This is a genomic window from Nitrospira lenta (genome assembly GCF_900403705.1).
In the GTDB taxonomy this organism is placed as follows: Bacteria; Nitrospirota; Nitrospiria; order Nitrospirales; family Nitrospiraceae; genus Nitrospira_D; species Nitrospira_D lenta.
Window position 1 is genome coordinate 1 of the sequence record NZ_OUNR01000016.1, and the last position, 26418, is coordinate 26418.

Annotated in this window: 34 protein-coding genes; 16 read left to right on the forward strand and 18 right to left on the reverse strand. The window is 57.9% G+C overall.

The annotated features are described in order from the left end of the window. Positions 1–184, reverse strand: a 184-nt coding sequence (locus tag NITLEN_RS18305) for a hypothetical protein (protein ID WP_219999433.1), incomplete at its 3' end; no start/stop codon positions are given. Positions 185–217: 33 nt separating this feature from the next. Here NITLEN_RS18305 and gspF point away from each other — a divergent pair. The 10 genes from gspF to NITLEN_RS09765 all read left to right on the forward strand — a co-directional run bounded on the left by gspF (position 218) and on the right by NITLEN_RS09765 (position 9143). Continuing rightward, on the forward strand, positions 218–1456 hold the full coding sequence (gene gspF / locus NITLEN_RS09720) for a type II secretion system inner membrane protein GspF (RefSeq protein WP_121989417.1): 1239 nt from the start codon (positions 218–220) through the stop codon (positions 1454–1456). A gap of 44 nt (positions 1457–1500) precedes the next feature. Continuing rightward, positions 1501–2040 (forward strand): type II secretion system major pseudopilin GspG, encoded by a 540-nt coding sequence (gene gspG / locus NITLEN_RS09725; protein WP_281267797.1) that lies wholly within the window; start codon positions 1501–1503, stop codon positions 2038–2040. A 234-nt stretch (positions 2041–2274) separates the two neighbouring features. After that, entirely contained in the window at positions 2275–2901 is a 627-nt protein-coding gene (locus NITLEN_RS09730; protein ID WP_181416767.1) for a pilus assembly FimT family protein, read from the forward strand. A gap of 15 nt (positions 2902–2916) precedes the next feature. Continuing rightward, on the forward strand, positions 2917–3342 hold the full coding sequence (locus NITLEN_RS09735) for a prepilin-type N-terminal cleavage/methylation domain-containing protein (RefSeq protein WP_121989420.1): 426 nt from the start codon (positions 2917–2919) through the stop codon (positions 3340–3342). Next, on the forward strand, positions 3317–3931 hold the full coding sequence (locus NITLEN_RS09740; protein ID WP_121989788.1) for a type II secretion system protein GspJ: 615 nt from the start codon (positions 3317–3319) through the stop codon (positions 3929–3931). The genes NITLEN_RS09735 and NITLEN_RS09740 overlap by 26 nt, the downstream gene beginning before the upstream one ends. Beyond that, a complete protein-coding gene (gene gspN, locus NITLEN_RS09745) occupies positions 3931–4821 on the forward strand; it encodes a type II secretion system protein GspN (protein ID WP_181416768.1) in 891 nt (296 codons plus the stop codon). Before NITLEN_RS09740 ends, gspN begins: the two co-directional genes overlap by 1 nt. A 35-nt stretch (positions 4822–4856) precedes the next feature. Then, entirely contained in the window at positions 4857–6440 is a 1584-nt protein-coding gene (gene pilM, locus NITLEN_RS09750) for a pilus assembly protein PilM (protein ID WP_121989422.1), read from the forward strand. Further along, the gene (gene gspM, locus NITLEN_RS09755; protein WP_121989423.1) at positions 6437–6985 is read left to right on the forward strand and encodes a type II secretion system protein GspM; all 549 of its coding nucleotides are present in this window, start codon (positions 6437–6439) and stop codon (positions 6983–6985) included. Before pilM ends, gspM begins: the two co-directional genes overlap by 4 nt. Beyond that, positions 6972–7913, forward strand: coding sequence for a type II secretion system minor pseudopilin GspK (gene gspK / locus NITLEN_RS09760; protein ID WP_121989424.1), 942 nt, complete (start codon positions 6972–6974; stop codon positions 7911–7913). Before gspM ends, gspK begins: the two co-directional genes overlap by 14 nt. A 144-nt stretch (positions 7914–8057) precedes the next feature. Then, positions 8058–9143 carry a PstS family phosphate ABC transporter substrate-binding protein gene (locus NITLEN_RS09765; RefSeq protein ID WP_121989425.1) on the forward strand — a complete coding sequence of 362 codons (1086 nt, stop codon included), beginning with the start codon at positions 8058–8060 and terminating at the stop codon, positions 9141–9143. 28 nt (positions 9144–9171) lie between these two features. Here the strand turns inward: NITLEN_RS09765 and NITLEN_RS09770 are convergent, their stop codons facing one another. From NITLEN_RS09770 to NITLEN_RS09785, 4 genes are all read right to left on the reverse strand, one after another. Beyond that, on the reverse strand, positions 9172–10104 hold the full coding sequence (locus NITLEN_RS09770) for a hypothetical protein (protein ID WP_121989426.1): 933 nt from the start codon (positions 10102–10104) through the stop codon (positions 9172–9174). Next, entirely contained in the window at positions 10095–10472 is a 378-nt protein-coding gene (locus NITLEN_RS09775; RefSeq protein ID WP_121989427.1) for a hypothetical protein, read from the reverse strand. The genes NITLEN_RS09770 and NITLEN_RS09775 overlap by 10 nt, the downstream gene beginning before the upstream one ends. Next, positions 10454–10990 (reverse strand): Slp family lipoprotein, encoded by a 537-nt coding sequence (locus NITLEN_RS09780; protein ID WP_121989428.1) that lies wholly within the window; start codon positions 10988–10990, stop codon positions 10454–10456. Before NITLEN_RS09780 ends, NITLEN_RS09775 begins: the two co-directional genes overlap by 19 nt. 62 nt (positions 10991–11052) lie before the next feature. Then, positions 11053–12543: a hypothetical protein gene (locus tag NITLEN_RS09785; RefSeq protein ID WP_146216156.1), complete on the reverse strand. Its 1491-nt coding sequence runs from the start codon at positions 12541–12543 to the stop codon at positions 11053–11055. Positions 12544–12894: 351 nt separating this feature from the next. On the opposite strand from NITLEN_RS09785, the gene NITLEN_RS09790 reads away from it, so the two are divergent. The 6 genes from NITLEN_RS09790 (at position 12895) to NITLEN_RS09815 (ending at position 18055) form a co-directional block, all read left to right on the forward strand. Beyond that, positions 12895–13911, forward strand: a complete 1017-nt coding sequence (locus NITLEN_RS09790; RefSeq protein WP_121989430.1) for a PstS family phosphate ABC transporter substrate-binding protein — start codon at positions 12895–12897, stop codon at positions 13909–13911. Between the two features lie 19 nt (positions 13912–13930). After that, positions 13931–14875: a phosphate ABC transporter permease subunit PstC gene (pstC, locus tag NITLEN_RS09795; protein WP_121989431.1), complete on the forward strand. Its 945-nt coding sequence runs from the start codon at positions 13931–13933 to the stop codon at positions 14873–14875. Between the two features lie 25 nt (positions 14876–14900). Continuing rightward, positions 14901–15785, forward strand: a complete 885-nt coding sequence (pstA, locus tag NITLEN_RS09800) for a phosphate ABC transporter permease PstA (protein ID WP_219999435.1) — start codon at positions 14901–14903, stop codon at positions 15783–15785. A gap of 4 nt (positions 15786–15789) precedes the next feature. Then, entirely contained in the window at positions 15790–16575 is a 786-nt protein-coding gene (gene pstB, locus NITLEN_RS09805) for a phosphate ABC transporter ATP-binding protein PstB (RefSeq protein WP_121989433.1), read from the forward strand. Positions 16576–16592: 17 nt separating this feature from the next. Further along, positions 16593–17267, forward strand: a complete 675-nt coding sequence (phoU, locus tag NITLEN_RS09810) for a phosphate signaling complex protein PhoU (protein ID WP_121989434.1) — start codon at positions 16593–16595, stop codon at positions 17265–17267. Positions 17268–17359: 92 nt separating this feature from the next. Continuing rightward, complete coding sequence (locus NITLEN_RS09815; RefSeq protein ID WP_121989435.1) at positions 17360–18055, forward strand: LbetaH domain-containing protein; 696 nt, start codon at positions 17360–17362, stop codon at positions 18053–18055. Between the two features lie 136 nt (positions 18056–18191). Here NITLEN_RS09815 and NITLEN_RS09820 read toward each other — a convergent pair whose 3' ends face one another. The 13 genes from NITLEN_RS09820 to NITLEN_RS09885 all read right to left on the reverse strand — a co-directional run bounded on the left by NITLEN_RS09820 (position 18192) and on the right by NITLEN_RS09885 (position 26343). Further along, positions 18192–18440: a hypothetical protein gene (locus NITLEN_RS09820; RefSeq protein ID WP_121989436.1), complete on the reverse strand. Its 249-nt coding sequence runs from the start codon at positions 18438–18440 to the stop codon at positions 18192–18194. A 9-nt stretch (positions 18441–18449) separates the two neighbouring features. Further along, positions 18450–18971, reverse strand: coding sequence for a phosphate-starvation-inducible PsiE family protein (locus NITLEN_RS09825; RefSeq protein WP_121989437.1), 522 nt, complete (start codon positions 18969–18971; stop codon positions 18450–18452). A 16-nt stretch (positions 18972–18987) separates the two neighbouring features. Then, positions 18988–19371, reverse strand: coding sequence for a CBS domain-containing protein (locus NITLEN_RS09830; RefSeq protein ID WP_121989438.1), 384 nt, complete (start codon positions 19369–19371; stop codon positions 18988–18990). 407 nt (positions 19372–19778) lie between these two features. Beyond that, a complete protein-coding gene (locus tag NITLEN_RS09840) occupies positions 19779–20015 on the reverse strand; it encodes a hypothetical protein (RefSeq protein ID WP_121989440.1) in 237 nt (78 codons plus the stop codon). A gap of 114 nt (positions 20016–20129) precedes the next feature. Continuing rightward, positions 20130–21029: an ATP-binding response regulator gene (locus tag NITLEN_RS09845; RefSeq protein WP_121989441.1), complete on the reverse strand. Its 900-nt coding sequence runs from the start codon at positions 21027–21029 to the stop codon at positions 20130–20132. After that, positions 21026–21385 (reverse strand): Hpt domain-containing protein, encoded by a 360-nt coding sequence (locus NITLEN_RS09850; RefSeq protein WP_121989442.1) that lies wholly within the window; start codon positions 21383–21385, stop codon positions 21026–21028. The genes NITLEN_RS09845 and NITLEN_RS09850 overlap by 4 nt, the downstream gene beginning before the upstream one ends. Further along, complete coding sequence (locus NITLEN_RS09855; RefSeq protein WP_181416769.1) at positions 21382–22581, reverse strand: PP2C family protein-serine/threonine phosphatase; 1200 nt, start codon at positions 22579–22581, stop codon at positions 21382–21384. Before NITLEN_RS09855 ends, NITLEN_RS09850 begins: the two co-directional genes overlap by 4 nt. 13 nt (positions 22582–22594) lie before the next feature. Beyond that, complete coding sequence (locus NITLEN_RS09860; RefSeq protein ID WP_121989444.1) at positions 22595–22939, reverse strand: STAS domain-containing protein; 345 nt, start codon at positions 22937–22939, stop codon at positions 22595–22597. Between the two features lie 53 nt (positions 22940–22992). Further along, positions 22993–23331, reverse strand: a complete 339-nt coding sequence (locus NITLEN_RS09865) for an STAS domain-containing protein (RefSeq protein WP_121989445.1) — start codon at positions 23329–23331, stop codon at positions 22993–22995. 16 nt (positions 23332–23347) lie between these two features. Further along, on the reverse strand, positions 23348–24415 hold the full coding sequence (locus tag NITLEN_RS09870) for a protein-glutamate methylesterase/protein-glutamine glutaminase (protein WP_121989446.1): 1068 nt from the start codon (positions 24413–24415) through the stop codon (positions 23348–23350). Between the two features lie 21 nt (positions 24416–24436). Next, a complete protein-coding gene (locus NITLEN_RS09875) occupies positions 24437–25054 on the reverse strand; it encodes a chemoreceptor glutamine deamidase CheD (protein ID WP_121989447.1) in 618 nt (205 codons plus the stop codon). Positions 25055–25058: 4 nt separating this feature from the next. Next, positions 25059–25877, reverse strand: coding sequence for a CheR family methyltransferase (locus tag NITLEN_RS09880; protein WP_121989448.1), 819 nt, complete (start codon positions 25875–25877; stop codon positions 25059–25061). A gap of 4 nt (positions 25878–25881) precedes the next feature. Beyond that, complete coding sequence (locus NITLEN_RS09885; protein WP_181416770.1) at positions 25882–26343, reverse strand: DUF420 domain-containing protein; 462 nt, start codon at positions 26341–26343, stop codon at positions 25882–25884. Positions 26344–26418: the final 75 nt, after the last annotated feature.

Genomic DNA, 26418 nt, shown 5'->3' on the forward strand with positions numbered 1-26418 from the left:
GGCTCAGGGTGTGACAACGACCGAAGAAGTGATGCGGATCACGCAGCAGGAGATTGACCTCTAGCACGATGCTGAAAACGTCCTCCAGCCGCGTTCTCGCGGCGCTCGTTTCCTCGACGTACCCCAGAGGGTACGCCTCGTCTTCTCGCTTGCTGCGACCTTGCCGGAAGAATGTTTTGAGCATCGTGTGCGCGTCTCGACAGGGAATTCTCTAGTCATGCCGGTCTATCAATATCGCGGATATAAGAGTGACGGCGGATCTGCCGTGGGCATCGTCGATGCTGAGAGCGTGAAGGTAGCTCGCCTGAAGCTCCGCAAGGACGGAGTGTTTCCGACCGATGTGGTTGAGCAGGGGCAAACTGCTGGTCGCGGGTTGGCACATGATCGTGTCGCCGTCTCGGCTCCGCTCGGAAGATCTCAGGTTTTGTCGGCGCCCGATTTGGCCATGCTGACTCGTCAGTTTGCGACGCTGTTGGTCGCTGGGCTTCCTCTGGTCGAAGCGTTGGGAGTCTTGATCGACCAGTCTGAAAAAAAGCAGGCGAAAGCATTGCTTGCCGACGTGCGCGAGCAGGTGCGGGCGGGAAAAGCGCTCAGCAGCGTGCTGGAATCTTACGGCAAAGATTTTTCCCCGATCTATGTGCACATGGTGCGGGCGGGTGAAACGAGCGGCGCGCTGGACCAGATTCTTTTTCGCCTGGCCGAGTTTCTTGAAAAACAACAGGCGCTTCGGAACAAAGTCACCAACGCGATCCTCTATCCCGCCTTGATGCTGATAGTCGGCGTAGGTGTCCTGTTTTTCCTGATGACCTTTGTGGTTCCGAAGATCACAGCGGTCTTCGCCAGCATGAAGGCGACGCTCCCCTTCCCGACCGTGGTGCTGATGACGATCAGTCGCTTCTGCTCCGCCTACTGGCCGCTCTTGTTGCTGGCCGTGGTGGGCGGCGGGCTGCTCGTTCGCCGATTCATCCAGACCGAGTCGGGACGCACCGTTACCGATCGACTGATCCTCCGCATTCCCCTGATCGGAGACGTGGCGCGGATGGTGTCGATCTCTCGGTTGACCGGTACCTTGGCGACGATGTTGTCGAGCGGCGTGCAGTTGCTGGAGGCGTTGGATGTCTCGAAGCGCGTAATGAACAATCGGATCCTGGAAGAAGCGGTCGAATGCGCCAGGCAGAATATCCGGGAAGGCGAAACGATCGCGGACCCGCTCAAGCGCAGCGGCCAGTTTCCATCGCTCGTGACCCATATGATCGCCGTCGGGGAGCGTAGCGGCGAAATGGAAGAAATGCTGCGGCGCATCGGCCAGATTTACGACGGTGAAGTAGAGCGGGTCATCACCCGGTTTACATCGCTCCTGGAACCGATCATGATCTTAGTTATGGGCGTCATCGTGTTCTTTATTGTCGTGGCCATCTTGCTGCCGATCTTTGAAATGGGTCAGATGGTGCGATAGGCCGGTGACCGATGGTGTGTGATGAGTTTAACGGGAGGTATTCGATGAGAGGAAGACAGCAGTGTGGGCCTGCGTGGACGATGTGGGGCGGGCATCTTCGAGGTCCCAGTCGCCTTGCGGCACCCATCACCAATGATCCATCACGCCATATTCTCCGCAGTGAGCGCGGCTTCACCTTCATCGAAATTATGGTAGTGGTGGCGATTCTGGCCATCCTGGCGGCGCTGGTCGTTCCGCGAATCATGGGGCGAACCGACGATGCCAAACGGACGGCCGCGAAAGTGCAGATCCGAAACATCGAAGGCGCGCTCCAACTATATAAGCTCGACAACGGTGTTTACCCTTCCAGTGAGCAGGGATTGCGGGCGCTGGTGGAAAAACCCTCCGTGGGCGTTATTCCAAAAAAATGGAAAATCGGCGGGTACTTGCCGAAACTGCCGGAAGATTCCTGGGGCAATCCCTATAAATATTTGAGCCCCAGCCCCAAGGGCGACTACGAAATTATGTCGCTCGGAACCGACGGCGAAGTTGGCGGAGAAGGTGTGAATGCCGACATTACGAATTGGAATCTGGAAAAGGATTAGCAGTTGTTGAAAGCGTCCGCCAGCGGCACTTTTTCGGCGCCCAAGTCCTCAATGTACGGCGAGGGACAGGCTCCGGCGCAGCCGGTGCCTATCCCTCTGTTTGACGGGGACAGCCACCTGGCGGAAGGGTGGCCGTCCCCTCGCTTGCCGCGGTCTTTCCCGTGGGGCGGCGCGTCTTGGCGCGCCGGGGCTGAGCGGGTGAGATGGTCAGCCATTGTGAGCAACGTGCGAGAGATGTCCAGATCTCTTTCTTTCCTGGCTCTGCTCCGCTCGTCTCGCGTCAGGAGCGCAGGTGGTTTCACCTTGCTGGAGATGATCATCGTCATGTTTCTGTTGGCGGCGATGTTGGGGATCGTGATTCCGCGCATCAACTTGAACGACGATTTGGCGTCAACGGGCCGCAAGTTTATCGGAACGGTGCGAACGCTCCAAGGGATCGCGATGAGCTCGCAGAAACCGGTCAAGCTCTATCTGGACCTGGACCAAAATCAATACTGGGCGAAGACCATCGAGGGGAAAGAAGAGAAGCCCTTGTTGGACGCCGCCTGGGCAACCCCGCGCCTGCTTCCGGACACCATCCGTCTGGCCGAGGCGTCCTCCGGGTCAATCAAACGGACAGCCGGCCGCCTCGAATTGATGCTGTATCCCAACGGCCGGATCGATGAAGCGGTGCTGCATCTGACCGATGCCGGGAACAATGTGTTGGCCATCGTCATCGAAGCCGCCACCGGAGCGATTCGGACCAGTGATGCGCGGATCGAACCTCAGCGCCTCGCATCCATTCCTGATCGCGTCAGAACCCTCTTGGTTCCGACGACCATGACGGCTACTGGGAATCAAGTTGGCCTGCTCAAGCCGTAACGCCGCTCAAACGATATGTGGCCATACTCCCCCAAGAACGAACGCGGATTTACCCTGCTGGAGGTGCTGCTGGCCGTCGCAATTTTGGCGATCGCCCTCCCCGTGCTGCTGGGGCTGAGAAATTTCGATTTAGAACTACAATCCCGCGCCATGGAACTGACGACGGCGACGCTGTTAGCGCAAGAAAAATTGCTGGAAACAGAACTCTCTGGCTCGTTCCCCATTGGAGAGACGACAGGAGAGTTTCAATTGCCGGCCCCCGGAGTCCTCACATCGATCTCGGAGCCCAATCGTGCGCCAGGGTATCGCTGGAAGCGCAGCATTGTGCCGACCCCGCTGGAACTCATTCGCGAAGTCAAAATTCAGATCTCCTGGCCCCGGGGCCAGCAGGATGAAACGTTGGAAGTGAGTACGTATGTCTTTGCCGGCCTCGCATTTTAAGCAAGAAGGCGGATTCACGCTGGTCGAAGCGCTGTTGGCGATTGCGTTGCTCGCCACCTTGGGAGCAATTGTGTTTGGATCGTTACTGACTACGACGCAGGTTGTGGATGCCGGTCGAGCGGCGGCGTCTCGGGAGCAGACAATTCGACGCGTATTGCGGTTGATGGGCGAGGAGCTCACGATCGGCGTCAAGGAAACAACGTTCCCCTGGGTCGGTCTGAACGGGACGCAAGACGGCCAGTCGGCCGATACCCTGGCCTTTGTGACGAGGGGGGACGGAGTCGGCGTGCAGGCCGCGGGCGAGAGCGAGATCGTGCGCGTGATTTATACGCGCGAAGGCGACCGCCTGATCCGATTCGTCCGGCGGAATCTCTATGGGCTCACCGATGAATCGGTTGACCAGGTCAATCTGGCGACGAAGGTGAAGGCGTTCAATGTGCGCTACTATAGTCGGCAAGGTCAGCTGTGGCTGGATGAATGGAGCTCAACCGGACCGCTGCCAGCGGCGTTGCTGGTAGAAATCACGTTTCAGGAGCCCAATGCCGACCCCTATACCATTCGTGAATGGGTCACAGTAGGAGTTTCCTAATGGTGTGGCCCGGGAAGGATCTCTCAGCCTGGAAGGCCCCGCTGTTGTGGATGGCGTTTGGATGCAGCCTGTTGTTCCTGTCAATGGCTCTCACGTTTCCCTATGGGGCCTTACAGACGAGAATCATCGGGGAGCTACAGCGCGCGACCGGGATGGAAGTGCGCGCGGCGGACTGGGCGATCGGGTTTCCAGCGGCGATTGAGTGGCGACAGATGAGTTTGACGAAAGCTGACTGGTCTCCCCTGCAGGTGGGGCTGGTGCGGGCCCAATTGGGGCTCTGGCGGTTGCTGATTGGCGGGGTGGCCCTGGATCTTACGGCGCAGATCGACGAAGCCACTGCGGCCCAAGGCACGGTCAAATTGACGATGACCGCCGCGTCTTGGTCCATGACGGGGCCGGTGGCCATGGTTGGCAACATTCACACGCTCGATCTTTCGAAGGTCATTCGCCCTTTTGTGACACGGGGCACCATGGATGGAGAGTTTACGCATCGGGTCGACGGCGCCGCGACCGCCGGCCTTGCCTCATTCGGCGAGGGTACGTGGAAAGCGAATGCCAAGGATCTGTCGCTGGATCACATTCCAGTCGGCAATGGCCGGATCCTCTCGCTGACCTTCAGCAGCCTCTCGATCGCTCTGGCATGCCGGGAGCAGATCTGCGAAGTGACTGAATTGAAGGGCGACGGAATCGACGGGTCGTTTTCCGGACAGGGAACGGTTACAATGCAGCAACCCTTACAACAGAGTCAGCTGGCGCTGTCGTTGACGGTGATTCCCGGTGTGGGATTTTCGTCCAAGGCTCCTGGGTTGGGTATTCCCCCCCTCCCGCCTGGAACGCCGTTTACGTTTAAACTGCTAGGAACATTGGCACAGGCCAGGGTGGCGTTGTAGAGTAGCACGAGACTGTAAGAGGAATTGCAAACTGCATGAGTATCGCCACTGAATGCGTGGGCTTGGATATCGGCCAGACCGGCCTGAAGGCCGTGCGCTTTCGCCGCCGCCTGAGCGGTCGTGAAACGATCGAGTATTTCCACCAGCCCTTGCCGTTTGCGCATCCGGAAGATGTGGAACCGGCCAGGCGGGTGCAATCGTTGCGCGGCTTTCTCTGGCACAACGGGCTCTATGCCACGGATCGCTTGGTGACGGCAATCCCCTGCCAGGATCTTTTTGTGCGTACGCTCTCGTTCCCGTTTAAAGATGCGGAGAAATTGTCACAGGTCGTTCCCTTTGAAGTGGAGAATCTGATCCCGATGCCGGTGGATGAGCTGGCGATCGGAAGCGTCGTGCTTCCGCCCGGGCTCACCGCCGAGGGGATGTCACGGATAACCAAAGGGTCAGACGTGCTGGTCACGGCGGCTCCGCGGGACAAAGTGGCCGAACATCTGCGTTTCCTTGCCCAGGCCGATATTGAACCGGCGGCGATCAATGTCGATGCGATGGCCCTGTATTCTGTCACACAATTCATTCAGCAAGAAGGCGGCCATGTTCCACACGATCTGGCCATCATCGATGTGGGCGCATCCAAGACCACCATCTGTCTGGTCCATGAGGGGCGTCCGGTCGTCTTGCGGACCATTTTATGGGGCGGCAATCATCTGACTCATGCGTTGGCGGTGCGGCATGCCTGTAGTTTTGCCGACGCGGAACGGCGCAAGCGCAGCTTGACGGTGCAACAGGTCGACCCCTGGTTGGATCCGCTGCTCAAAGAATTGCGCGTGACCATCCAAGGCTACGAAGGGGCGGAGCGCGGGCGTCTCACTCACTGTTGGGTATCCGGCGGCGGCGCAAAGCTCAGAGAGATCGGCGGGTATGTCGCGCATCAACTGGGGCTCTATCCGGTCGGCCCGCGGCAGGGCTTCGGGTTGGACAGTCCGCGCGCCTTTTCGATTGCTTTTGGATTGGCGATTCATCCGAAACTCATTCGGCCGAAGTGGCGCTTCAAGCCGACACCGGCGGGTCTTGCCCTCGATTTGAAGGCCGTCTCGGACGCGAACGCCCCGCAGGCTCGGACCTCGGCGCGGGACAAGCGATTGGCTCTGGTGGGAGCCGCGGTGTTGGGCGTTTTGGCACTCGCGGATGGATTGACACATCTCCATGTGAAAGAACAACGCGTGCAACAGTTGAAGGATGCGCTTCAGGGGCACTATGCCCAACTCTTTGGGCCGGGGGCTGCGCCGGGTGAGGAAATTGATCAGGCCCGTTTTCGCATTGCCGCGGTCGACAAGGCGCTGGCGGTCGTCGATGGTTCGCAGCAGCATATCCTGGCGACGATGGCGGCATTTATGAAGCAAATGCCGGCCGGCGCCTCCGTCAAAATACGGGATTTGACCGTCGAAGGTCCCATGGTATTGCTCGAAGGCGAGACGACCTCATTCGAAGCCGTGGAGAAGATCAAACAGGCGTATTCAGCCGGCGGGATGTTCAAGGATGTGGCTGTCAGCGAAACCCGGGTGGGTGCGTCATCGAATCAGGTAGTGTTTCGGATGAGCGCGACGGTGGCTCAGCCATGATGCACCAGTTGCGTGAACGGTGGACTCATTTGGCTCCGCGCGAGCGCACGATCTTATCGGTCGGCGGTCTCGTGGTTGTGGTCAGCCTGCTGTTCGTGCTGGTCGTGGATCCCCTGTTGGCCTCCATGGATCGCTTGGATCGCCAGGCGGCCAAAAAACAACGAGAGAGCAACGAACTGACGGCGTTGGGGGCCGACTATGCGAGCAAACGCGCGCGACTGAGTCGTGCCGAACAACGGATGCCGGTGACTGATGCGGGGTTCTCCCTGCTGGCATTTATTGAGGAAGCGACGAATCAGGCTCACGTGCGTGAGCGGATCGCCGGCATGCAGCCGCAAGTCCAAGCCCTGGCGCAAGGGTATCAAGAAACCGCGGTGGATCTCCGGTTGGATGGCGTACAACTGCCGGATCTGATGGCGTTCCTGCTGGCGATCGATCAGGCTCCGTATGATCTGCAAGTGAGGCATCTGCAAGTGCGCCCGAAGTTCGACAATCCCATCAATCTCGACGCCACTGTCCGAGTGGTCAGTTATGCCAAAGGATGATGAACGCGGCGTTGCGCTCCTGCTCGCTCTGCTCATCTTGGCGCTGCTGGTTGCGCTGATTCTTGAATTCGACGGCGAAGCCCGGCGCGAATATCGCGATGCGGCTGCGTTCCGCGATAACTTCAAAGCCCAAACCTTGATTCGCGCCGCCGTTCAGGCGGCCCGCGCCGTCCTCCAGCAAGATTTCTTGAAAGATAAAAAGGCCGGTGAAACGTACGATTCGACGACCGATCTTTGGGCCATGCCGATCAAGAACTATGCAATCGGCGACGGCTTTCTGAGCGCACAGATCGAAGATGAGCGGGGTAAGCTCAATCTCAACGACCTGTCTGCTGTCTCTTCCGACTCCATCCAAAAAAAAACAAAGATCGATCGATTCAAACGGCTCTTTGAGTTGCTTCAGCTGAACCCGGACTTGGTCGATGCGGTGGTTGATTGGGTGGATCAGGATGAAAACCAGGAACCGGCCGGAGCGGAAAGTCTGTACTATCAATCGCAGCGTCCGCCCTATCGCGCCGCTAATGCGCCACTCTCAGGCCTGGGCGATTTGCGGCTGATCAAAGGGTTTACCCCGGACATTGTCGACCGGCTCTCACGGTATGTGACGGTGCTTTCTGATTCAGGCTCGCAGGTCAATCTGAATACGGCGGATTCTCTGGTGATTCAAGCACTGGATCCGGCCATCACGCAAGCGATGGCGTCAGAGATTATTCAAGGACGGCCGTATAAGACGAAAGTCGATCTTGATCGAATCGGAAGTTTCCAAGCGATCGGCGCTCGCATCCGATCTGAGTATGATGTGAAGAGCACGGTCTTTTCAGCCCGCTTAGCTATCAGCGTGAATGAAGTGACCAAGACCGCTTTGGTGGTGCTCCAGCGCGACCCGAATAAGGGCGAGAGTACGGTCATGTCCCTACGAGTCTACTGATTCTTTGGGTGATTCTGTTCGCCGTCTCGCTATCCCCCGGAAAAATTAACAATTCTGTAACGTTGAGGTTACTGCCCTGAAATTGTTCCCCGCTAGTATGGCGGGTGTAGGGTGCAGTGAACTCACTATACGGAGGAATGTAGGATGACACCACATCGCGGGGTATGGGCTATGGGATTTCTTCTGATAACGGCGATTCACTACGGCGTTGCCGATAATCGATCCTATGCCGAAGTCAGTGGCCCGATGGTTGCTGCGACGGTCGATAGCGCGCTGGCCCATTACAATCCCCAGTCGCAAATTTCCGGGACCTTCAAGATACAGGGCTCTGAAACCATGTATCCGTTGATGAGTCGTCTGACAATGGAATTTCAACGTCGGCAGTCGAAGGTGGCGATTGACGTGAAAGGCGGCGGTTCCACCAAAGCCGTCGCCGAATTCCTTCAGCCGCCGTTGAGCAAAACCGGCAAGGTCATGTTGCAGGAAGAACGCGCCGGCAGTTTTAAGATGATTACGACGTCGCGAGAACTCTTTGACGCCGAAGTCAAAGAGTTCGTTGCGCAGCACGGCTATGAGCCGACGGCGGTGCCTGTGGCGGTCGATGCCGTTGCGCTCTATGTGCACAAGGATAATCCGGTCACCGGGTTGACGCTCGATCAAGTGGATGCCATGTTTTCAACGACGCGTAAGCGCGGCTATCCATCAGCCATTACCCAATGGGGTCAGCTCGGACTGACTGAGGGCTGGGAGAAGGCCGCGATCCAGCTTTACGGGCGCGATCGTAAGTCAGGAACCAGGGCGTTCTTCCAAGAGCATTGCCTGGCCGGCGGTGAATTTATGCCCAGCCTCCATGAAGATCCCGGTGCGGCATCCGTGATTCTGGATTTGAGCCGCGATCAAGTCGGGATTGGCTACAGCGGATTAGGGTTGCAAGCATCCAGTGTCCGAGTCGTTCCTCTCGCAGAAGCTGCGGGCATGCCGTTTGTGACGCCGGCAGCTTCTACTGTTGCCGATCAAACCTATCCTTTGCGGCGGGTCTTGTATCTGTACGTTGATAAGAATCCGAATGCCCCGCTCCCTGCCGCCGCGCAGGAGTTCTTGAGATTCATCATGACCCAAGAAGGCCAGGAGGCGGTGTCGAAGGCTGGATTCTTCCCTTTGCCCGTTGGTGAGGCCGCGAAGAGTGCCGTGGCAGTGGGACTCTCGTCCCCTGCCCCGGCGGTCCAGTAGAGGGTGGGGACAGAGACGGTACTTGTGGTTATGGCGTGGGGCGTGTGCGAGACGGCTGCTTCTTGGATTTGGTCTGATCCAGTTCGAGACGCAGCCGTTCCATTTGAGCATTCAGTTCTTCCATTTTCTTCTTCTGATCATCAAGGCGGCTGCGGAGTTCTAAGTTGGAACTGGTCAGTTCACGGATTTGAAGTTGTAACTCGTCGGAAGGAGCTGCTGCCGATCCGGTCTTCTGAAGCGCTGCCGGCGGCAACTCGGCTCCCGACCGGATGGTGCGAGCCGGCAATGGCGCCGTAAGATGCGCCAACACGTCTTTGATGTTCAGCGACAGATGCACGGTCTCGAACGGGGCCCATTGAGGCTCTTCCAAATCAGGAACCATGGCCGCCTGAGCGGGGCCTGCCACTGACAGTTTCATTCCTTTCGTGTCGCGGAGATCTTTGAGCTCTCCACCCCCGGTATCTGCCTGGATAAAAGCCGCATGATCCTGAACGACCACGTGCAGGTATCGGCCTCTCATAAACAATGCTCCCACCGTGCGATCTTCGCTATAGGCCACGTCCGGTTTCGGCAGCGAGAAAAAGATCCGTTCAGTCGGTGTGGCTTGCCGGAACGCCGCGACCAGTTTGCCGGAAACCATCGCCAGCTCTTTGGGTGTAAAGAGAGGGATCGGCTGAGGGGTGCTCAGTATGCCGACGAGCGTCCCGCTCCAGCCGCTCACCTGAATGACTCGGAGCAAGGCTTCAAGTTCTGTCACGGACAATTCGGCCGGATGTCGATTGAGAGTGAGGGGGGCGGACCGTGAGAGTGTCGGGTCCGGTTCAAGGCCGATGCGAATCCCCTGCTGGTCGTAGACGATTCGTTCCGCTGGGGAAAAGAGGCTGCAAGATGACATCACAGGTGCGCCGAGCAGCAGCGAGCATGAGAGAATGATGCGGCCCGTGGATTTGTTTATTTGCATGTGAAGTGGATCCCCCATATACGATCGGCCCCGATCTGAGGCCCCCAAGCCCGATCGGCGGCTTGGCTGACCTTCGGCACTTCGCCCTCTTTGACGATATGGATGCCGGATGGACATTTCTCCTGCATGATACGTTGCGCATCGTGCCGGCCGGTGGACGAAAAGACATCCGATTCCGAGAGAATAGAAAATGTCACCAGGCCGCCTCCGGCGGTTTCGCGTTGCAGAGACGCGTCATGACCGCAGGCGGCCGCGCTTAGTAGTGCGATGGCCAGAACGCCGGCTCTGAGAACAGGTTCGATGCGCCGCGTTCTGGCCGCTTTCGGTACGCGAATGGCCGCGTCTCCTGCTATTGAGTAGAGGTGCAAAAGGTGTCTTCTTCCAATGGCTGATAGCCTGCGCCGAAGAATGGAAAATCTGCAATCTCTCTCCCCCCGGTTTTCCAGATGTGGAGACAGGAGGCGACGACTGCGGGAAGACTTCTGGGGAGGTCGTCCACGGATACGAGTTTGGGCGCGTGAGTGGAGCCCACCACCATGATGCGGTTGCCGGATTGAAGGAAAGACGGATCAATCTTCCCTTGATAGGTGATCGCAAATTCCCCGCTTCGCTTTCCCGTGTCCCTGGGGCCGTAGGCAGGATGGGCGACGATGGGCAGCTGTGTCGCGACAATCGTGATGCTGTCTCCCGCCCTATCTGACTGAATAATCCGTCCACCGAGTTGAATCTTTTTGGCTTCGGCCTGGTTGGGCACCATTCGCCAGTGAGCGAAATCGAAATTCTGGTCTACGCCAACGACTGCCTCTGGGGGGAAAACCCCTCGCGCGGCGCATGCGACAAGCGTTGCGCCGAACAAGACCAGAAGCCCCTTCGTAAATATCCCCATGCTGTTTCTCCTTACCGCGGGAGTTGTCGGAATGAAATAGTCTAGCAAATTGCCATGACCGGTTACATGAAGCGAAGTTGAAATTGCACAAAGAACGCATTCTGGGAAAAGGGATCCGATCTCGAATCGAAGGCCGGCGTATTGGGGCCAGTACCGAGTCCCGAGTGATGACGGAACTCATAGTTGAACTGTAACTTGGACTGAATCTTCGGCGGGAAGTTTTCAAAGTAATAGGTCAATCCTACGATCGACCTCGTATACATGTCATTACCCATGTCGGTATTCGGATCGAATTGTTCATACATGACGGTGGGCTCAAAGTTTTCCAGCGGGCCGCTGGTAATCAGATACTTCGCCAGCACGTACCAGGTGCGACGGTGCATCCCGGGCGCACCGGAGCCGCCGCAGCCGCTGGCACAGTCTCCGTTGGCCCCTAATCCGACCGTCGTGGCGTTGGCGCCGTCATGCCCTTGCCAATATTCGCCCTGCACCATGAATCCGGGCAGGACTTTCGAGGTGTAGCGCGCATCGACGCCGTACCGGTCGAAGGAGCCTTTGCCGCGCCCGTTGATCAGTGTGCCGGCGTTGTTCGAATGGCCTTGAATCGTTGTGAAGCTTATAAATGAGACATCGTTTCCGAACAATCTGATCCGGCTATAAAAGGCTTTGGGCTGATTGCTTCCGCCGATCCCGGAGGTGCTGCTGAGAAGGGCATTGGCCGTATAGTTGTTGTTGTTCATTACGCCGACGACATACTCAAGGCGGTTGGCGATTTTCCCTCGAACGTCGACGAAGTAATCCCGCTCTTGGAGGAAGTCAATGGCGCCGCCGGTGCCATTTCTATTGCCGGTCCCGCTTCCGATGGAGGTGAGATAGGGGGAGCTGATGACATCTCGTAATCCGCCCGAGGTTTCCGTGAAGATGCCGAAAGGCATGCGGAAGACTCCAAGCCGGATCATGTTGAGGTTAGGCGCCCAGGATTGAACCGGACGAAAATCGATATAGGCCTCCCGGAAGAACGTCGCCGCGGTCGCAGAGCCGGTGCCGCTCGTCGGGGTGTTGTTCGACAGGCCGGTACTCTGAAACTCCATGAGCGTGTGCCATCGAGGGATCATATCGCTGATTTTTCCCCAGAAGACAATTTCCGAACGGCGAATTGAGAAATTGTCTTGGCTGCGCCCTTCCGGCACCTTGGCATCGACGTGCCCATACAGAAATTGCAGCGCGTTCAGTCCGAAGTTCACTTTGTCTCGAAGCAGCGGAAGCAGTTCGGTTTTCCCTTTCCATTCTTCCAGCGAATCGATCCGGCGCGATTGATCGGCGACTTTATATTCCTGCTCGGCGCGGATTTGAATCCACTCATCCATACTAATGGTGCCCTTTTGCAGGAGCAGATCTTCGATGGACATGCCGCCCGGCGGTAATTCCCGCGCCGGCGCCGGTCCTTGGCCTTCGGGTGTAGATGTGGTCGCCGTCTGTGCGACGATAACCGGTGATTCACCGCGATCTTGGGCGCGCCTCGGCTCTGCGGCGCGGGCATCTGACTGCGGCATGGCCAGAGCCATCGCAGTCAAGATCGCTGCAATATGGACTGTCCTCTGAAGTCCTCTCATTTCGACGTACCCCCTCGGTTGAATGGTGATCGTTTCATGATAGCGAGCCTGTTCTCTCATGAAGGGATCACGGAATAATTGCGGGCATGTTACAGCATTGTTAAAACTCCGTCTGCTCTCATTTCTAGAAAGCGGAAGCGTTCCCGCGCGCGGGGAGAGTTAACGCACTGTTAACAGTTGTGTAACGTGCAGGGAAACCGGCGGGCGTAGGATGCCTTCTATATGACGGTCGGAATGATGATGAAGGCCACGGTGACGATGAGCTCGGTAACGATGAGAAGGAGAACATCCATGCAGAGACTGGTACCGGTCGGGTTGAGCGCGATTCTGCTGTGTGCGGCGATGAGTGTCATGGGCTGGCCTGTTGAGACGGTCTATCCCGAACCTACGACCTTGATCAAGGTCGACGGGTCGAGCACGGTGTTCCCGATTACGGAAGCAGTGGCGGAAGAGTTTCAGAAGGACACGCGAGGGTCGGTTCGTGTGACGGTCGGCATTTCAGGAACCGGCGGCGGGTTCAAAAAGTTTTGCCGCGGCGAGATCGATGTGCAGGATGCCTCTCGTCCTATTTCCAGCAGCGAAATGGACGCCTGCCGCGCCGGCGGAGTCCAATTCTATGAACTGCCGATCGCGTTCGATGCTCTGACCATTGCCGTGAGTCCTCTGGCAACGTGGGTGGACTCCATCACGGTGGCAGAATTGAAAACCATGTGGGAGCCCTCCGCGCAAGGGCGAGTGACCAAGTGGAGCCAGGTCCGTTCAACCTGGCCCGATCAGCCGCTGAAACTGTTCGGCGCCGGGTCCGACTCGGGCACCTTCGATTACTTCACTGAAGCAGTGGTTGGGAAAGCCAAATCCAGCCGGGGCGACTTTACCGCCAGTGAAGACGACAATACGCTGGTCCAGGGCATCGCCAACGACAAGCAGGCGCTCGGCTACATCCCCTTCGCCTATTACGAACCGAATAAGAAGCGGTTGAAAGCGGTATCCGTCGATGGCGGGCATGGGCCGGTAAGCCCGTCGCGCGAGACCGTCGAAAACGGCTCCTACCAACCGCTCTCGCGTCCGTTATTCATCTATGTCAGCACGAAGTCAGCGGCCAGGCCAGAAGTGAAACGCTTCGTCGAGTTCTACCTGGCGCAAGTACCGGTGCTGGCCCCACAAGTGAAGTATGTGCCGCTACCGCCGAAAGCCTATGCGCTGGCCGGTGAACATTTTAAGAATGGCCGACAGGGGACCGCGTTTCAAGGAGGCTCGACGGTCGGGATGAAGATCGAAGAATTGCTTCGCCGCGAAGCGACACTCTAAGGGGCAAAGGATGGCTACGATGGATGTCCATATCGCCGAGAGTCCAGTCGAGAAGCAGACCATCCGCACGGGTCTCTCTCCCCGACTGCTACCCCGTCTCAAGGAGAAAGCGATTAAGCTACTCTTGCAGGCGGCGGCGTTCACCTCGGTGGCAATTACACTTGGAATTGTCGGCGTGCTGGCGTACGAGTCGTTCCATTTCTTTCAGCAGGTCTCTGTGGTGGATTTTCTGACCGACCGGCAATGGACTCCGCTCTTTGCCGATGCGCATTACGGGATTCTCTCCCTCGTGTCGGGTACGCTGGTCACGACGACTGTGGCGTTACTCGTGGCCATTCCAATGGGGAGCCTGATCGCCATCTATCTGAGCGAGTATGCCGCGCGTTCGGTGCGTGAATTCGTGAAGCCGGTGCTGGAGTTGCTCAGCGCCGTGCCGACCGTCGTGTATGGCTACTTTGCGCTGTTGTTCGTGACGCCCACATTGCAAACACTCTGGCCTGACCTGCCGGGCTTCAACATGCTGAGCGCCGGGCTGGTCATCGGCTTCATGATTGTTCCCTATGTCAGCTCCGTGAGCGAGGATGCCATGCGCGCGGTTCCCGTGTATCTGCGCGAAGGCGCTTTTGCGCTGGGCGCGACTCGTATGCAAACGGCGTTGCGCGTCGTCTTCCCTTCGGCCCTATCCGGCATCACGGCCGCCTATGTCTTGGGCGTCTCCCGGGCGATCGGGGAAACGATGGTGGTGGCCATTGCTGCGGGGATGCAACCGACGCTGACCCTGAATCCGTTGGAACCGGCGGCGACGATGACTGCGTACATTGTCCAGGTCAGCTTGGGAGACTTGCCGCACGGGAGCGTGGGCTATCAGACGATCTTTGCGACGGGGCTCATGCTCCTATTGATCACCCTATTATTTAACATTGCAGGCCATGCGCTTAAAAAACGGTATCGCCAAGTATATTAAGTCCACTGCCTTGCAACGACGCATCATGCGGCGCAAGGCCCTCGATCGTTTCTTTGCGTTCGAAGGACTATTCGTGATGGGTGTCGCCCTGCTCGTCTTGTTCGCCCTGGTGGGGCAACTGGCGGCGGACGGAGCCGGCCGCTTGTCCTGGCAATTCCTGACCTCCTTCCCGTCGCGGTTTCCGGCGCAGGCCGGGATTCTCACCGCCTGGATCGGGACCCTCCTGGTCATGCTGCTGACGGCGCTGACGGCGGTTCCGTTAGGGATCGGAGCTGCCATTTATCTGGAAGAATATGCCGCGAAAAGCTGGTTGACTGAGGTGATCGAAATCAACATCGCCAATCTGGCCGGCGTGCCGTCGATTGTCTACGGGCTCATGGCACTCGGGCTGCTGGTCTATGAGCTGCACTTGGGACAAAGTTTCCTGACGGCTGGGCTGACCCTGGGCATGTTAATCCTCCCGATGGTTATCATTGCGACGCGCGAGGCGATTCGATCGGTCCCTCCTGCCGTGCGCGAAGCGGCCTATGCGCTTGGCGCGACCAAGTGGCAGACCGTGCGGGATCATGTCCTTCCCTATTCAATGGGCGGCATTCTGACAGGGATGATCCTGGCGCTCTCGCGTGCCGTCGGCGAGACGGCGCCGCTGATCACCGTCGGGGCCCTGTCGTTCATTGCCTTTCTTCCTCATCCGCCTTGGCAGGAAACGTTCCCCTTTGTGTCGTTTGAATGGCTATTTGATCCCTTTACGGTGATGCCGATTCAAATGTTCAATTGGGTGTCCCGGCCGCAAGATGAATTTCACGTGAATGCGGCGGCGGCCGGTTTGATCTTGCTGGTCATGAGCCTGGCGATGAACGCGGTGGCGATCGTCATTCGAGCGCGGTTTAGAAAACGGATTCATTGGTGATGCTATGAAAGCCTTAGATGTATCGCAGACGGTGTTGAAAGCGGAGTCGCAGGGGCTCAATTTCTTTTATGGATGGGCGCAGGCGCTTCATGGCCTGTCCCTCCCCGTCTACGACCGCTGTGTGACGGCGCTGATCGGTCCCTCCGGTTGCGGGAAAACCACCTATTTGCGTTGTTTCAACCGCATGCATGACCTGTATCCAGGAAATCGCTACGAAGGGGCCGTCATCCTGTATCCGGACCGGGTCAATATCGTCGGACCTGAGGTGGATCCCATCGAGGTGCGCATGCGCATCGGGATGGTGTTTCAAAAACCCAATCCGTTCCCCAAGTCCATCTATGAAAATGTGGCGTATGGGATGCGGATCAGAGGCCTATCGTCGAAGGCCGATCTTGATCTCGTGGTCGAGCGGGCGTTGCATGAGGCGGCGTTATGGGGAGAAGTCAAAGACCGTCTCCAGGCATCGGCGATGAATCTCTCGGGCGGACAACAGCAACGCTTGTGTATTGCCCGGGCGCTGGCGACTAGTCCGGAACTTCTCTTGTTCGATGAGCCGACCTCGGCGCTCGATCCGACGGCTACTGCGCGCATCGAAGAGCTGGTGACGGAACTGAAGCAGAAAGTCGCGATCGTCATCGTGACGCACAATATGCAGCAGGCGGCGCGAGTCTCGGACCACACAGCCTTCATGTATGAGGGGCGTTTGGTGGAATTCGATCGGACAGAGAAGATGTTTACGAATCCGTCCGTCAAGTTGACGGAAGATTATGTTACCGGCCGTTTCGGATAAAAATCGGAGTGAGCACCATGCAACGACATATGGATCAAGAACTCAGTGACTTGAAAGACCGCCTGCTCCAGATGGGGGCGCTGGTCGAAGAGCAGATTGAGCGCGCGATTGCGGCCATGATCGAACGCGATGCTGTGCTGGCGGGGCAAGTCATCGAGCGGGACCGGCTGGTCAATCGTTTCGATGTGGAGATCGATGAAACCTGCATTCGCCTCTTGGCCTTGCAGGCGCCGGCGGCGAAAGATCTGCGCTTTGTCACGACGGCCATGAAGATTTCCACCGAACTCGAGCGCATGAGCGATCTCGCAGAAAATATCTGCGAGCGTGTCATCGAACTCAATGAAGAGCCGCAGCTGAAACCCTACATCGATCTTCCTCGCATGGCTGCCTGGACGATGAAGATGGTGCGTGAATCGCTGGATGCTTTCGTTCGGCAAGATGCCGCCCTGGCTCGAAAAGTCTGTGCCGACGATGACTTTGTCGATAACCTCACGCATCAGCTATTTCGTGAGCTCGTCTCGTTCATGATTGAAAACCCCGCCACCATTACCCGGGCGATCCGGCTCACGTTTATCGGCAAATACATCGAACGGATCGCGGATCATGCCACCAATATCGGCGAATTGGTCATCTATATGGTGGAAGGAAAGATCGTGCGCCATATGACTTCTCCGTCGCCGGGGCCTTCTTGATGTGATCGATTGGTGCGTATTCTTGCCGTCCTGCCTCCCGCCTACATTCTTCTCCCTTCTCAACCGATAGAGGGCCATCACCGAGGAGTGACATGAACATTCGTGCGCGCTTGCTGGCGATCAGCCTGTCGGCCAATCTTGTGCTGGGGGGACTGTTGTTGGCCGGATTTGTGGCTCCCAACGTTCAAACCTCGTTCAATCCGGAGATTGATCTGCCGGTCATTGCCCCTTCCGCCAGAATTCATCCGCTGGCGGCGGTGGATGGATCGGTCACGATCGGGGAACTGGTGTTTGTTGCACCGGGGGCATCGATTCGCGGGGATGAGGGCCAGAACATTGTCATCGGCAACTATAGCAATGTGCAGGATGGGGTCGTGATTCATGGGTTGGAGACGTTCGAAGGCGGGTATGAGCTCTTCCAGAATGAGGTCGAGGTGGCCGGAAAGAAGTACTCGGTGTACATCGGAGACCGCGTATCCCTCGCCCATCAATCGCAGGTGCATGGGCCGGCCAGAGTCGGCGACGATACGATGATCGGAATGCAAGCGCTGGTCTTTCGTGCCCAGATCGGCGATCACGTCGTGATCGAACCTGGGGCAAAGTTAATCGGGGTCACCGTGGCGCCCGGCCGCTATGTGCCGGCGTTGTCGATCATTACACGGCAAGAACAGGCAGATGCGCTTCCTGTCATCACGGACGGTTATGCCTATCGAGAATGGAATGACAGTGTGGTGCGTGTGAATACTCAATTAGCCAGGGCCGGTCAGCCGTTGCCGCTGAATCGGTAGGCTCTCCGCGCTGGAAGACGGCGGCGCCTGAGGCCATCTTGTCCATGTGTTGAATCTCCCCCTGCCCCTCTTTGTCAGCCTCTCGCACGGTCATGGGAAAGCAGAAAGAGTGGAAGCGTGGCGGAGGGCAGCAGCGCTAGGCGGCGTAGTGCGTGGAGAAGAGCGTGTATTCGGAACGGTGCCGGCGCAGGGTAATCCCACCGCATCGGGCCAGGCGATCGACTACATGGAAGATTTGGTTCCAGCTATAGTCCGGCAGGAGTATGACGAGCGCATCCAGGCTGATCACGGCCTGTTCGTCGAGGTGCCCGAGAATGATGGATTCAAGTGCCTCGTCCCCTACCTGGGTGAGCGCCGGTGCGTCGAGAAGTGCATAAGCAGACATAGGATCCTCCTAGTGGGTTGATGAGAAAATTGGGGCGATGGTTGGCGAGGGCGAGGAATGAGCCGGCTGGGCCGGACTGAACCGTACGGCCACGACCCGGATCAGTCCGAGCGTCACGAGGATCACCGCCAGGATAGCCAGCTTCTGCCAGTCTCCCCCGGTGAACCATTGGGAAATCACTTCCGTCAACATCACCACGAGGACGGTATCGACAATAAACGTGACGCGCACACGGCCTTCTGAAAAATATGCCAACGTGGTCTTGAGGACTTCCACCACCGCCAACAGCATGAGCGTATTGACGATGAGGTGACGCAGGCCGAGATCGATCTCGGCCGTCAGGAGGAGCCGCAGGCCGATAAAGGTCTTGATGACCCCGCCCGCCAGTCCGACCAAGATCGTGACGATGAGCAGGCTCAGGACAGCCTGCGTTCCTTTTTCCCAGAGCAGGGTCAGATCCGGTGCCGCGAAAAGCTGCCGGATCCAGGGTAGGCACAGGCGGGATTCAGTTGATGTCAGACTACCGATCATAGACGTTCCTCCTCCTCTAAAACTCGTCGATAGAGACCGGGTGAAGCAAGTCCCGCACAGAGAGCGTTCCGACGATGGCGCCGCTTTTGAACACCGCCAGATGGCGCGTGCCATGGAGTTCCATGAGGTCGGCGGCTTCCGTAATGGGCCGCTGCTCATCGATCCCCACGATGGGGCTGCTCATGATCTCTTCCACCGGAATGTAGTAGGGCACGCGGTCCGCTCCGACGACCTTCCGGACAATGTCCGGCTCTGTGACGATGCCGACGAACTGGTTATTTCGCGTGACGAAGACGCTACCGATCTTGTGCCGCGTCATCAATTTGGCGGCATCGATCGCCGAGGTGCCTGTTTCGATGTGAACGACACGCGGGGTCATGATGTGACTGACGGTGATCATACGAACCTCCTGTGAATGGGTGGTTGAGAGCGCGATGGGATGGCCAGGATGGCAAGATGAGAGATGCCGGCTGCATCGCGTGTGCGAAGCAGCGGGATCCAGGTTGTTCCCCGGAGTCCGAGCAGTGTGTGGCCTGCATAGGCGAGAGGCACGGTGAGACCGAGAGAGAGTAGTCCGATGAAGAGCCCGGCATCCTGCGTCATGGTTTGCCTTTCCTGGAGCCCGTGATGTCGGCTCCTTGTCTGGACAAACTGTACTGCCCGGCTATTCCAGCAGGATCACCGGCGGGTTAACTTTCTGTTAACTCGCAGGCGTTGAGAGTCAGGGGCAGGAGCACAGCGATACGGGCGGAGCGGGTCGCACAACAGACGAGAGTCTGAGGAGATGAACGCAGCGGGTATGAGAAGCTATTCGCTTTCCACGATGCGCCACCCCTCCCGCTGCAAGCAGCGCTCGGTGGCGTTGAGGATCAGTAACTGGCTCCCCTGTTGGAGCTTGGGGTCTCTGATCACGAGATTTTGGCAGCGATTATATTCGTTCGTAAATTCGGTCGACGGTTTCGTCGGGTGGACCCACGTGCTGCCTCCGCAACCGGTCAGGAGCCCTGTAAGCAACAGCGATGAGACGATAAGTCGAATCGTCATACAAATTCTCCCGGTGGCAGACTGATGATGCCGGAAGATAGAGCCTTTGGTGGGGTGGCGTCAAGCTTGTTAGCCTGAGGCTGAGATCGTCCGCCAGCGGCACGGGTACCCAGGTCAATGAATAGGGATTTGGACGGTGACTTCATTCCCCCGATCGTTGTAGCGAAGATTGGGAAAGAATGACCGGGCCAAGAAAATCCCCCGCCCGCTGGCATCTTCGACCTGGCAGGGCGCGGCGGTGCGATGCAGCAAGGTCTTCCATTGAAAGCCTTTCCCCTGATCGATGATCCGATATTCCAGCAGTCCGGCCTGGCGGTCGCAATGGACATGGATAGTAACAGTGCGTTGGACCAGGCGCGGTTGCGCGAGCCGTTCTTGCACCAGCTGGCTCAAGCGATTCTGATCGATCGCTTGCTGTTTGACCTGGTAGGAAATTTCCAAGTTGCCGTGCTCGACGGCGTTGAGCAGCAACTCTTGCAGCGTGCCGCGGAGATGCAGCTGCGTCGTATCGGATAAAGCCCCGGCCGTGGCTCTGATCAACCAGGAGACAATGCCGGGGATGTGCCGCGGGTCTGAATCGACGGTCAGTTCGTAGTCGGAGCGTACCAGGCCCGGCGTCTCCGCCATATCGGCCGGAAGCAGATAGCGCGCTCGTTGCAATGCATGCGCCAGCTCTTCCACGCCGACGGGCTTTTGCAAGAAATCCACGGCCCCAGCGCGCAACGCGTGGATCACCGCCTGTTCAGACTGATGTGCGGCCATCACGATGACCGGGCACGGCACCTGTCTGGCTCGAAGCGTTTGAGTCAACGTTAAGCCCGAGCCTTCCGGAAGGAAGGAATCGGTCAACACGATATCGGGGGCCGTGAGCTCGATGGTCGCCAAGGCGGTGGATGGGTCGGACGCCGTAATCACGGAGAATCCGCGATCTTGCAGGTGGCCCAAGATCTGCGCTTGCGTGTCCCGGCAGGGATCGACCACCAGGACAGTGCAGGAAACCGTTGGCGTATTCATGCCGCGGGCCTGTGTGCAATGTACTCGTTCAACGCCGTCATCAGTTGTTGTAACTCGTGGGTCACGCGGGCACAGACCGGCTTGGCCTCATCGATACGGCCGGCTTTGCCGAGCGCTTCCAGTTGTTTGGTCGCTTCGAACAGTGCAGAGGCAGAGAATTGCAAGATCGCTCCCTTCATTCGGTGTGCGGCGCGGCTTAGTGCCTCGGCATCGCCGGCATCCATGGCTGCTTGTGTGGCGGCCATATCCAACGGCGCCTGTTCCAAGAACAGTTCGGCCAATGTCTGAAACAGTTCTTCATCGTCATCGACACGCGTAAGTGCATCCGCGAGATTGAATACGTCATCGGCGCTCATACGCGGAACTCCAATCCCAGCAAGGCGGCATCGTCGGGAAAGACCGGGGCTCCATGCCAGCGTTCGGCCTCCGCCATGAGCGCCGGCAGTGCCTCTTTGAGCGGTACGGATCGATGGGCGCTGAGGGTGTCCTCTAAGCGCGCGGTGCCCCAGATTTCTCCCGTAGGCGCCGGTGCTTCGTAGACTCCGTCGCTCATGAGAACGACGCGGTCGCCATCGGCAATCTGGATGGTGGTGAGTTCGTAGGTGCTGTCCGGTTCGAATCCCAGGGGAAGGTGCGCGCGAGTCAACCACTCGATGGCGCCGCCCCGCCGTTGAATGAGCGCGCCGCCGTGACCGGCTGTCGCATAGCTCAACTGATGAGTAGTGCGATTGAACGATCCGATCCAAATCGTAAAATAGTTGCCGTCTTTGGTCAGCGGATAGCGGGAGTTGGCCTCGGTCAACATCGCCGCCGGATCGTGCTGCGTGATGCAATGCCGGAGATTTTCTGGTCGGAGGAACGTGGCGAAGGATGCCGCTCGCAATGCGGGGGAAACCCCATGGCCGGAGGCATCCAAAATGTAAAAGTAGATCGAGTGATCATCCCAGCTGGACACGTTGAAGAGATCCCCACCGAGTGCCAGCGAAGGCCGATACGTCCAAGCCATATCGATCTGCGGGGCGATTTCTCCCTCTACAGGCAACAAGGATTGAATGTAGTCAGCGGCGGACTTGAGTTCGCCTTCCAACTCCCCTTGCTTGGCGCGCAGCTCATCGCGCGCGCTTTCAATGCTCCGGACCAGCGACGCGGCGCGCAGTCCAGATTGCACCCGGGCGATGACCTCCTGCTTGCTGGCGGATTTGCTCAGGAAATCGTCTGCCCCGCGAGCCAGCCCCTCGGCGATTTGCTCCGGCTGGTCGTGAGACGTCATCAGGATGAGCTGACTGGACAGGATGTCGGCGTCTTGCCGAACTTGTTCACAGACGGTCGGTCCATCCATTTCCGGCATCACCCAGTCCAGGATCGTCAGATCCGGCCGTTCACGCCGCAGGATGGCGAGCCCTTCTTTTCCATCGCCGGCTTCGAGGACGCGCAGCCCCATCCGCTTCAGGCGGGCGGCCATACTCAAGCGGCTCACCGGCTCGTCGTCCACCAGGAGCACGGTGGCGGTGGCCGAAGGCGCAGCAGGTTTTACATTGGCATCAACATTCATAGCGGCGCAATCGTTACGCGGCCTGGGCGGTGTTCTTGACCGCATCTCGCTCGTTATCAAACACCGGAATCAGCTTGGGGATATTGGCCAGCCCCAGAATTTCCCGCACGTAGCTTTGGGGGTTGAGCATGCTCACTTTCCCCTGATTCAGCTTGAAATTCTGGGAGACCAGCGCCAGCAGGCCGAGGCCTGAGCTGTCGACGAACCGCACATCGGCCATATTCAAAATGACGTGACGGCAGCCTTTTTGGCGCAACGCTTCCACGGCGGCTTTAAAGGCGTCGCGATGGGCGTAGGTCAGATCTCCGTTGAGATCGAGAATGACGGCGTTGGGAATCGGGCGTTCTTTGATTTGCATCGTGGATGTCCTTTCATGTGAGTAAACCGAATGCTGCTATGACGGTCCTGCGGTCACGCGGCTTTTGCGCCGATAGCTAGATCTTCGCTTGCGTAGGTCGGAATCATCTGGTCGATGTGCGCGAGCTGCAAGACCTGTTTCACGGTTCCCTGGATGCCGACCAACGAGAGTTTGCGGCTGGTGCCTTTATAGTGTTGCGAGCTCAAGGCGAGGAGCCCGATGGCCGCGCTGTCGACAAAGGTCACCTGCTGGAAGTTTAGAATGACGTGCGCGCTCCCCGACTGTTTGACCTTTTCCATCGCCGCGGTAAATTCCTTGCGAGTCCCGAAATTAAATTGTCCGCTGATGGATATGACATCGGCATTCCGATAGGTGCGATGGGTGATCTGCATGACAAACCTCCAGAAGTTATGAAAGACGTGATACGTGCGTCAGTACCGCTCCGGCGATATCTCCCAAGGGGAGAATTTTGTCCACGCCGCCGAGCTTGATCGCCTCTTTGGGCATGCCGAACACGACACAACTTGCTTCATCCTGCGCGATGGTATAGGCGCCGGCCTGTTTCATCGCGAACATTCCCTTGGCTCCGTCGCCGCCCATGCCGGTCAGAATGACTCCGACCGCATTCGCCCCGGCATATTGCGCGACAGAATCGAAGAGCACATCGACCGACGGGCGGTGACGATTGACCGGTGGATCCTGAGTGATCCGCACGGAATAGCGCGCGCCGCTGCGCACGAGCGCCATGTGATAGCTTCCCGGCGCCACGAGGGCATGTCCCGGCAACACGCTGTCCCCGTCTTCAGCTTCCTTCACGGAAATGCGGCAGAGTTGATTCATCCGGTCGGCCCAGGTCTTGGTAAACCGTTCGGGCATATGCTGGGTGATCAGAATCGGCGGAGTGTTGGGGGGAAGGACTTCGAGCACCTCTTTAACGGCCTCCGTCCCGCCGGTGGAGGAGCCGATGGCGATGATGGTATCCGTCGTTTTGATCATCGCCGAAGAGAGATGTGTGACCACCCGTGGCGCCGGAGCCTGCCCGCTTCCATTGGCGGCCTGCACCGCTCCTCGAATTTTCGCGACGGCGGCCGCTTTGACCTTTGCAATCAAGTCATCCGCGATGTCTTCCATGCCTTCCCGAAGATCGATCTTCGGTTTGGTGATGAAATCGACGGCGCCCAACTCCAAGGCCCGCAATGTCGTCTGGCACCCGGCTTCCGTGAGCGAGCTCACCATCACGACCGGCATGGGGCGGCCCCGCATCAGCTTTTCCAGGAATGTGAGCCCGTCCATTTTCGGCATCTCGACGTCCAAGGTGATGACATCGGGATTCAAGGCCTTGATCTTCTCGCGCGCTATATAGGGATCCGGAGCCGATCCAACGACTTCAATGTCCGGATCTTTCGAGAGCAATTGCGCGAGGACTTGGCGCATCAAGGCGGAATCGTCGACGGTAATGACGCGTATCTTCCCCATAAGACAGTCTCCCGTGGGCAATCAAAACAATGTGATATCGCTCTGCGGCTGCTCTTGCGCCTCTTCCACCTTGTGTTGGTACGCGACTTCCCGGTCGTAGATCGTGCGATTCTTGATCTTCTCAATCTTCTTCATCAGCACACGTCCGGAGTCCGTGAAGTAGTACACTTTGCGCGGATACACATCGCCGAGATCGCTCTTCGCGAGATTGAGCCCTTCGGCTTTTAGATAGTTCAGCACCCATTCCGTATTGCGCGCGCCGACGTCGATGTTGCCTTCATAGATCTTTCCGGCTCCGAATAGCTTCACTTCCAGCCGAGTCTTTATCCCGCCGCGTTGCAAAATTCCGTTGATCAGCTGCTCCATGGCAAAGGACCCGTAGCGGGTGGATTCCCCGCCCCAGGCATCCCCGGAATGATGCGCTTTCGGCGCCGGCAGCATGAAATGATTCATGCCGCCCACGCCCGCGATCGGATCGCGAATGCAGGCAGAAATGCAGGAACCGAGCACGGTATAGACCACCATCGGCTCCCGGCTGACAAAAAACTCTCCCGGAAGAATGGAGGCAATCTCGTGGGGAAACCGGCTGTCAGTCACGCGGCGCACATGACTGAAATGTTCCGTGTCGATCACTGGCATGGGGCTAGCCTTCTTTCCAATAGATCGTCGGGGCGACCGTCTTGAAGGAATGCTTGACCCATTGCAGACTTTCGGAATGGCCGATGAACAAATGGCCTCCGGGCTTGAGGCATTTGTAAAACTTGCCGATCAGCCGTTCCTGGGTCGGCCGATCGAAGTAGATCATGACATTCCGACAGAAAATGAGGTCCAACGGTTGCTTGATGGGGAAGCGGTCATCCATCAGATTCATGCGGCGGAATTTGATGATGTCGGAGAGATGCGGCTTCACCTTGACAAGGCCGCGTTTCTCGCCGCGGCCTTTTAAGAAATGGCGCCGCGCAATGTCGGGCGGCACGGTTTTGATGCGCTCTTCGCCGTAGAGTCCGGCGGCGGCATGGGCGAGCACGCGGGTGGAGATATCCGAGGCGAGGACTTGGAAATTCCACTGTTCTGGATGCGGCACGCTTTCATGGAGCGTGATGGCGATGGTGTAGGGTTCTTCGCCGGTCGAGCAGGCGGAAGACCAGATCCGAATGCACTTCTCCTTGGCGAGTCCCGGCAGAATCCGGTCGCGGAGAAAATCGAAGTGTTTGGGTTCCCGAAAAAAGTCAGTCTTATTCGTCGAGAGCAGATCCAGCATGCGCGTGAACTCGACGCCGCTGTCATCGCCGGTGACGAACTCGTAATAGGCATCGAAGCTATCCAACTGCAGTTCCCGCAGGCGTTTTGAGAGGCGCGACACGACCAGGGATTGTTTGTTGTCTCCGAGCGAAATGCCGCTTTCGTCGTAGAGCAGCGTACGGATGTGATCGTATTCTTTGACGGTGATGGGGTACTCCATGGTCTTATTCCTTGTACCAGACGAATATCATCATATAGACGAGATAGGCGGTGCCTATCGTGCCGGAGAATGTCCAGAGCAGGAGATGCCCGAGTCTCCGATGCGTCGTCATGCCGGCCGCCATGGCGCCGACACTGCCATAGCGCAGACGATGCAGGCCCATGTAGAGGTTGTACCCTCCGAGTCCGATCGTGCTGACAGCAAAGAGCATGTGGGTGGCGAAGACAGGCAGATAGAGGGTCCAGTATTGCTCGCTTGTGCCGCCGAAATGCTCCCTGCCGAACATGATTTGTTTGAGTACGTAAGCGACAAGCCAAATCCCAACGACCGTGCAGGCAATAATCATCCGGCGCGAGTGGTGCGGGACATCATGACTCTTGGCCGAACGCACCCCTGCCAGGGCGACGAAATAGGCTCCGGTGATGCTGGTTAAGACCGCATACCAAAGGAAGGATTTTAGATCCATGATATCCTTTCCAGTCATTGGTGGCGCCTGTACAGCCACGCCTCCGTATCGGTCCGTTCGTGTGGAATCTTTACT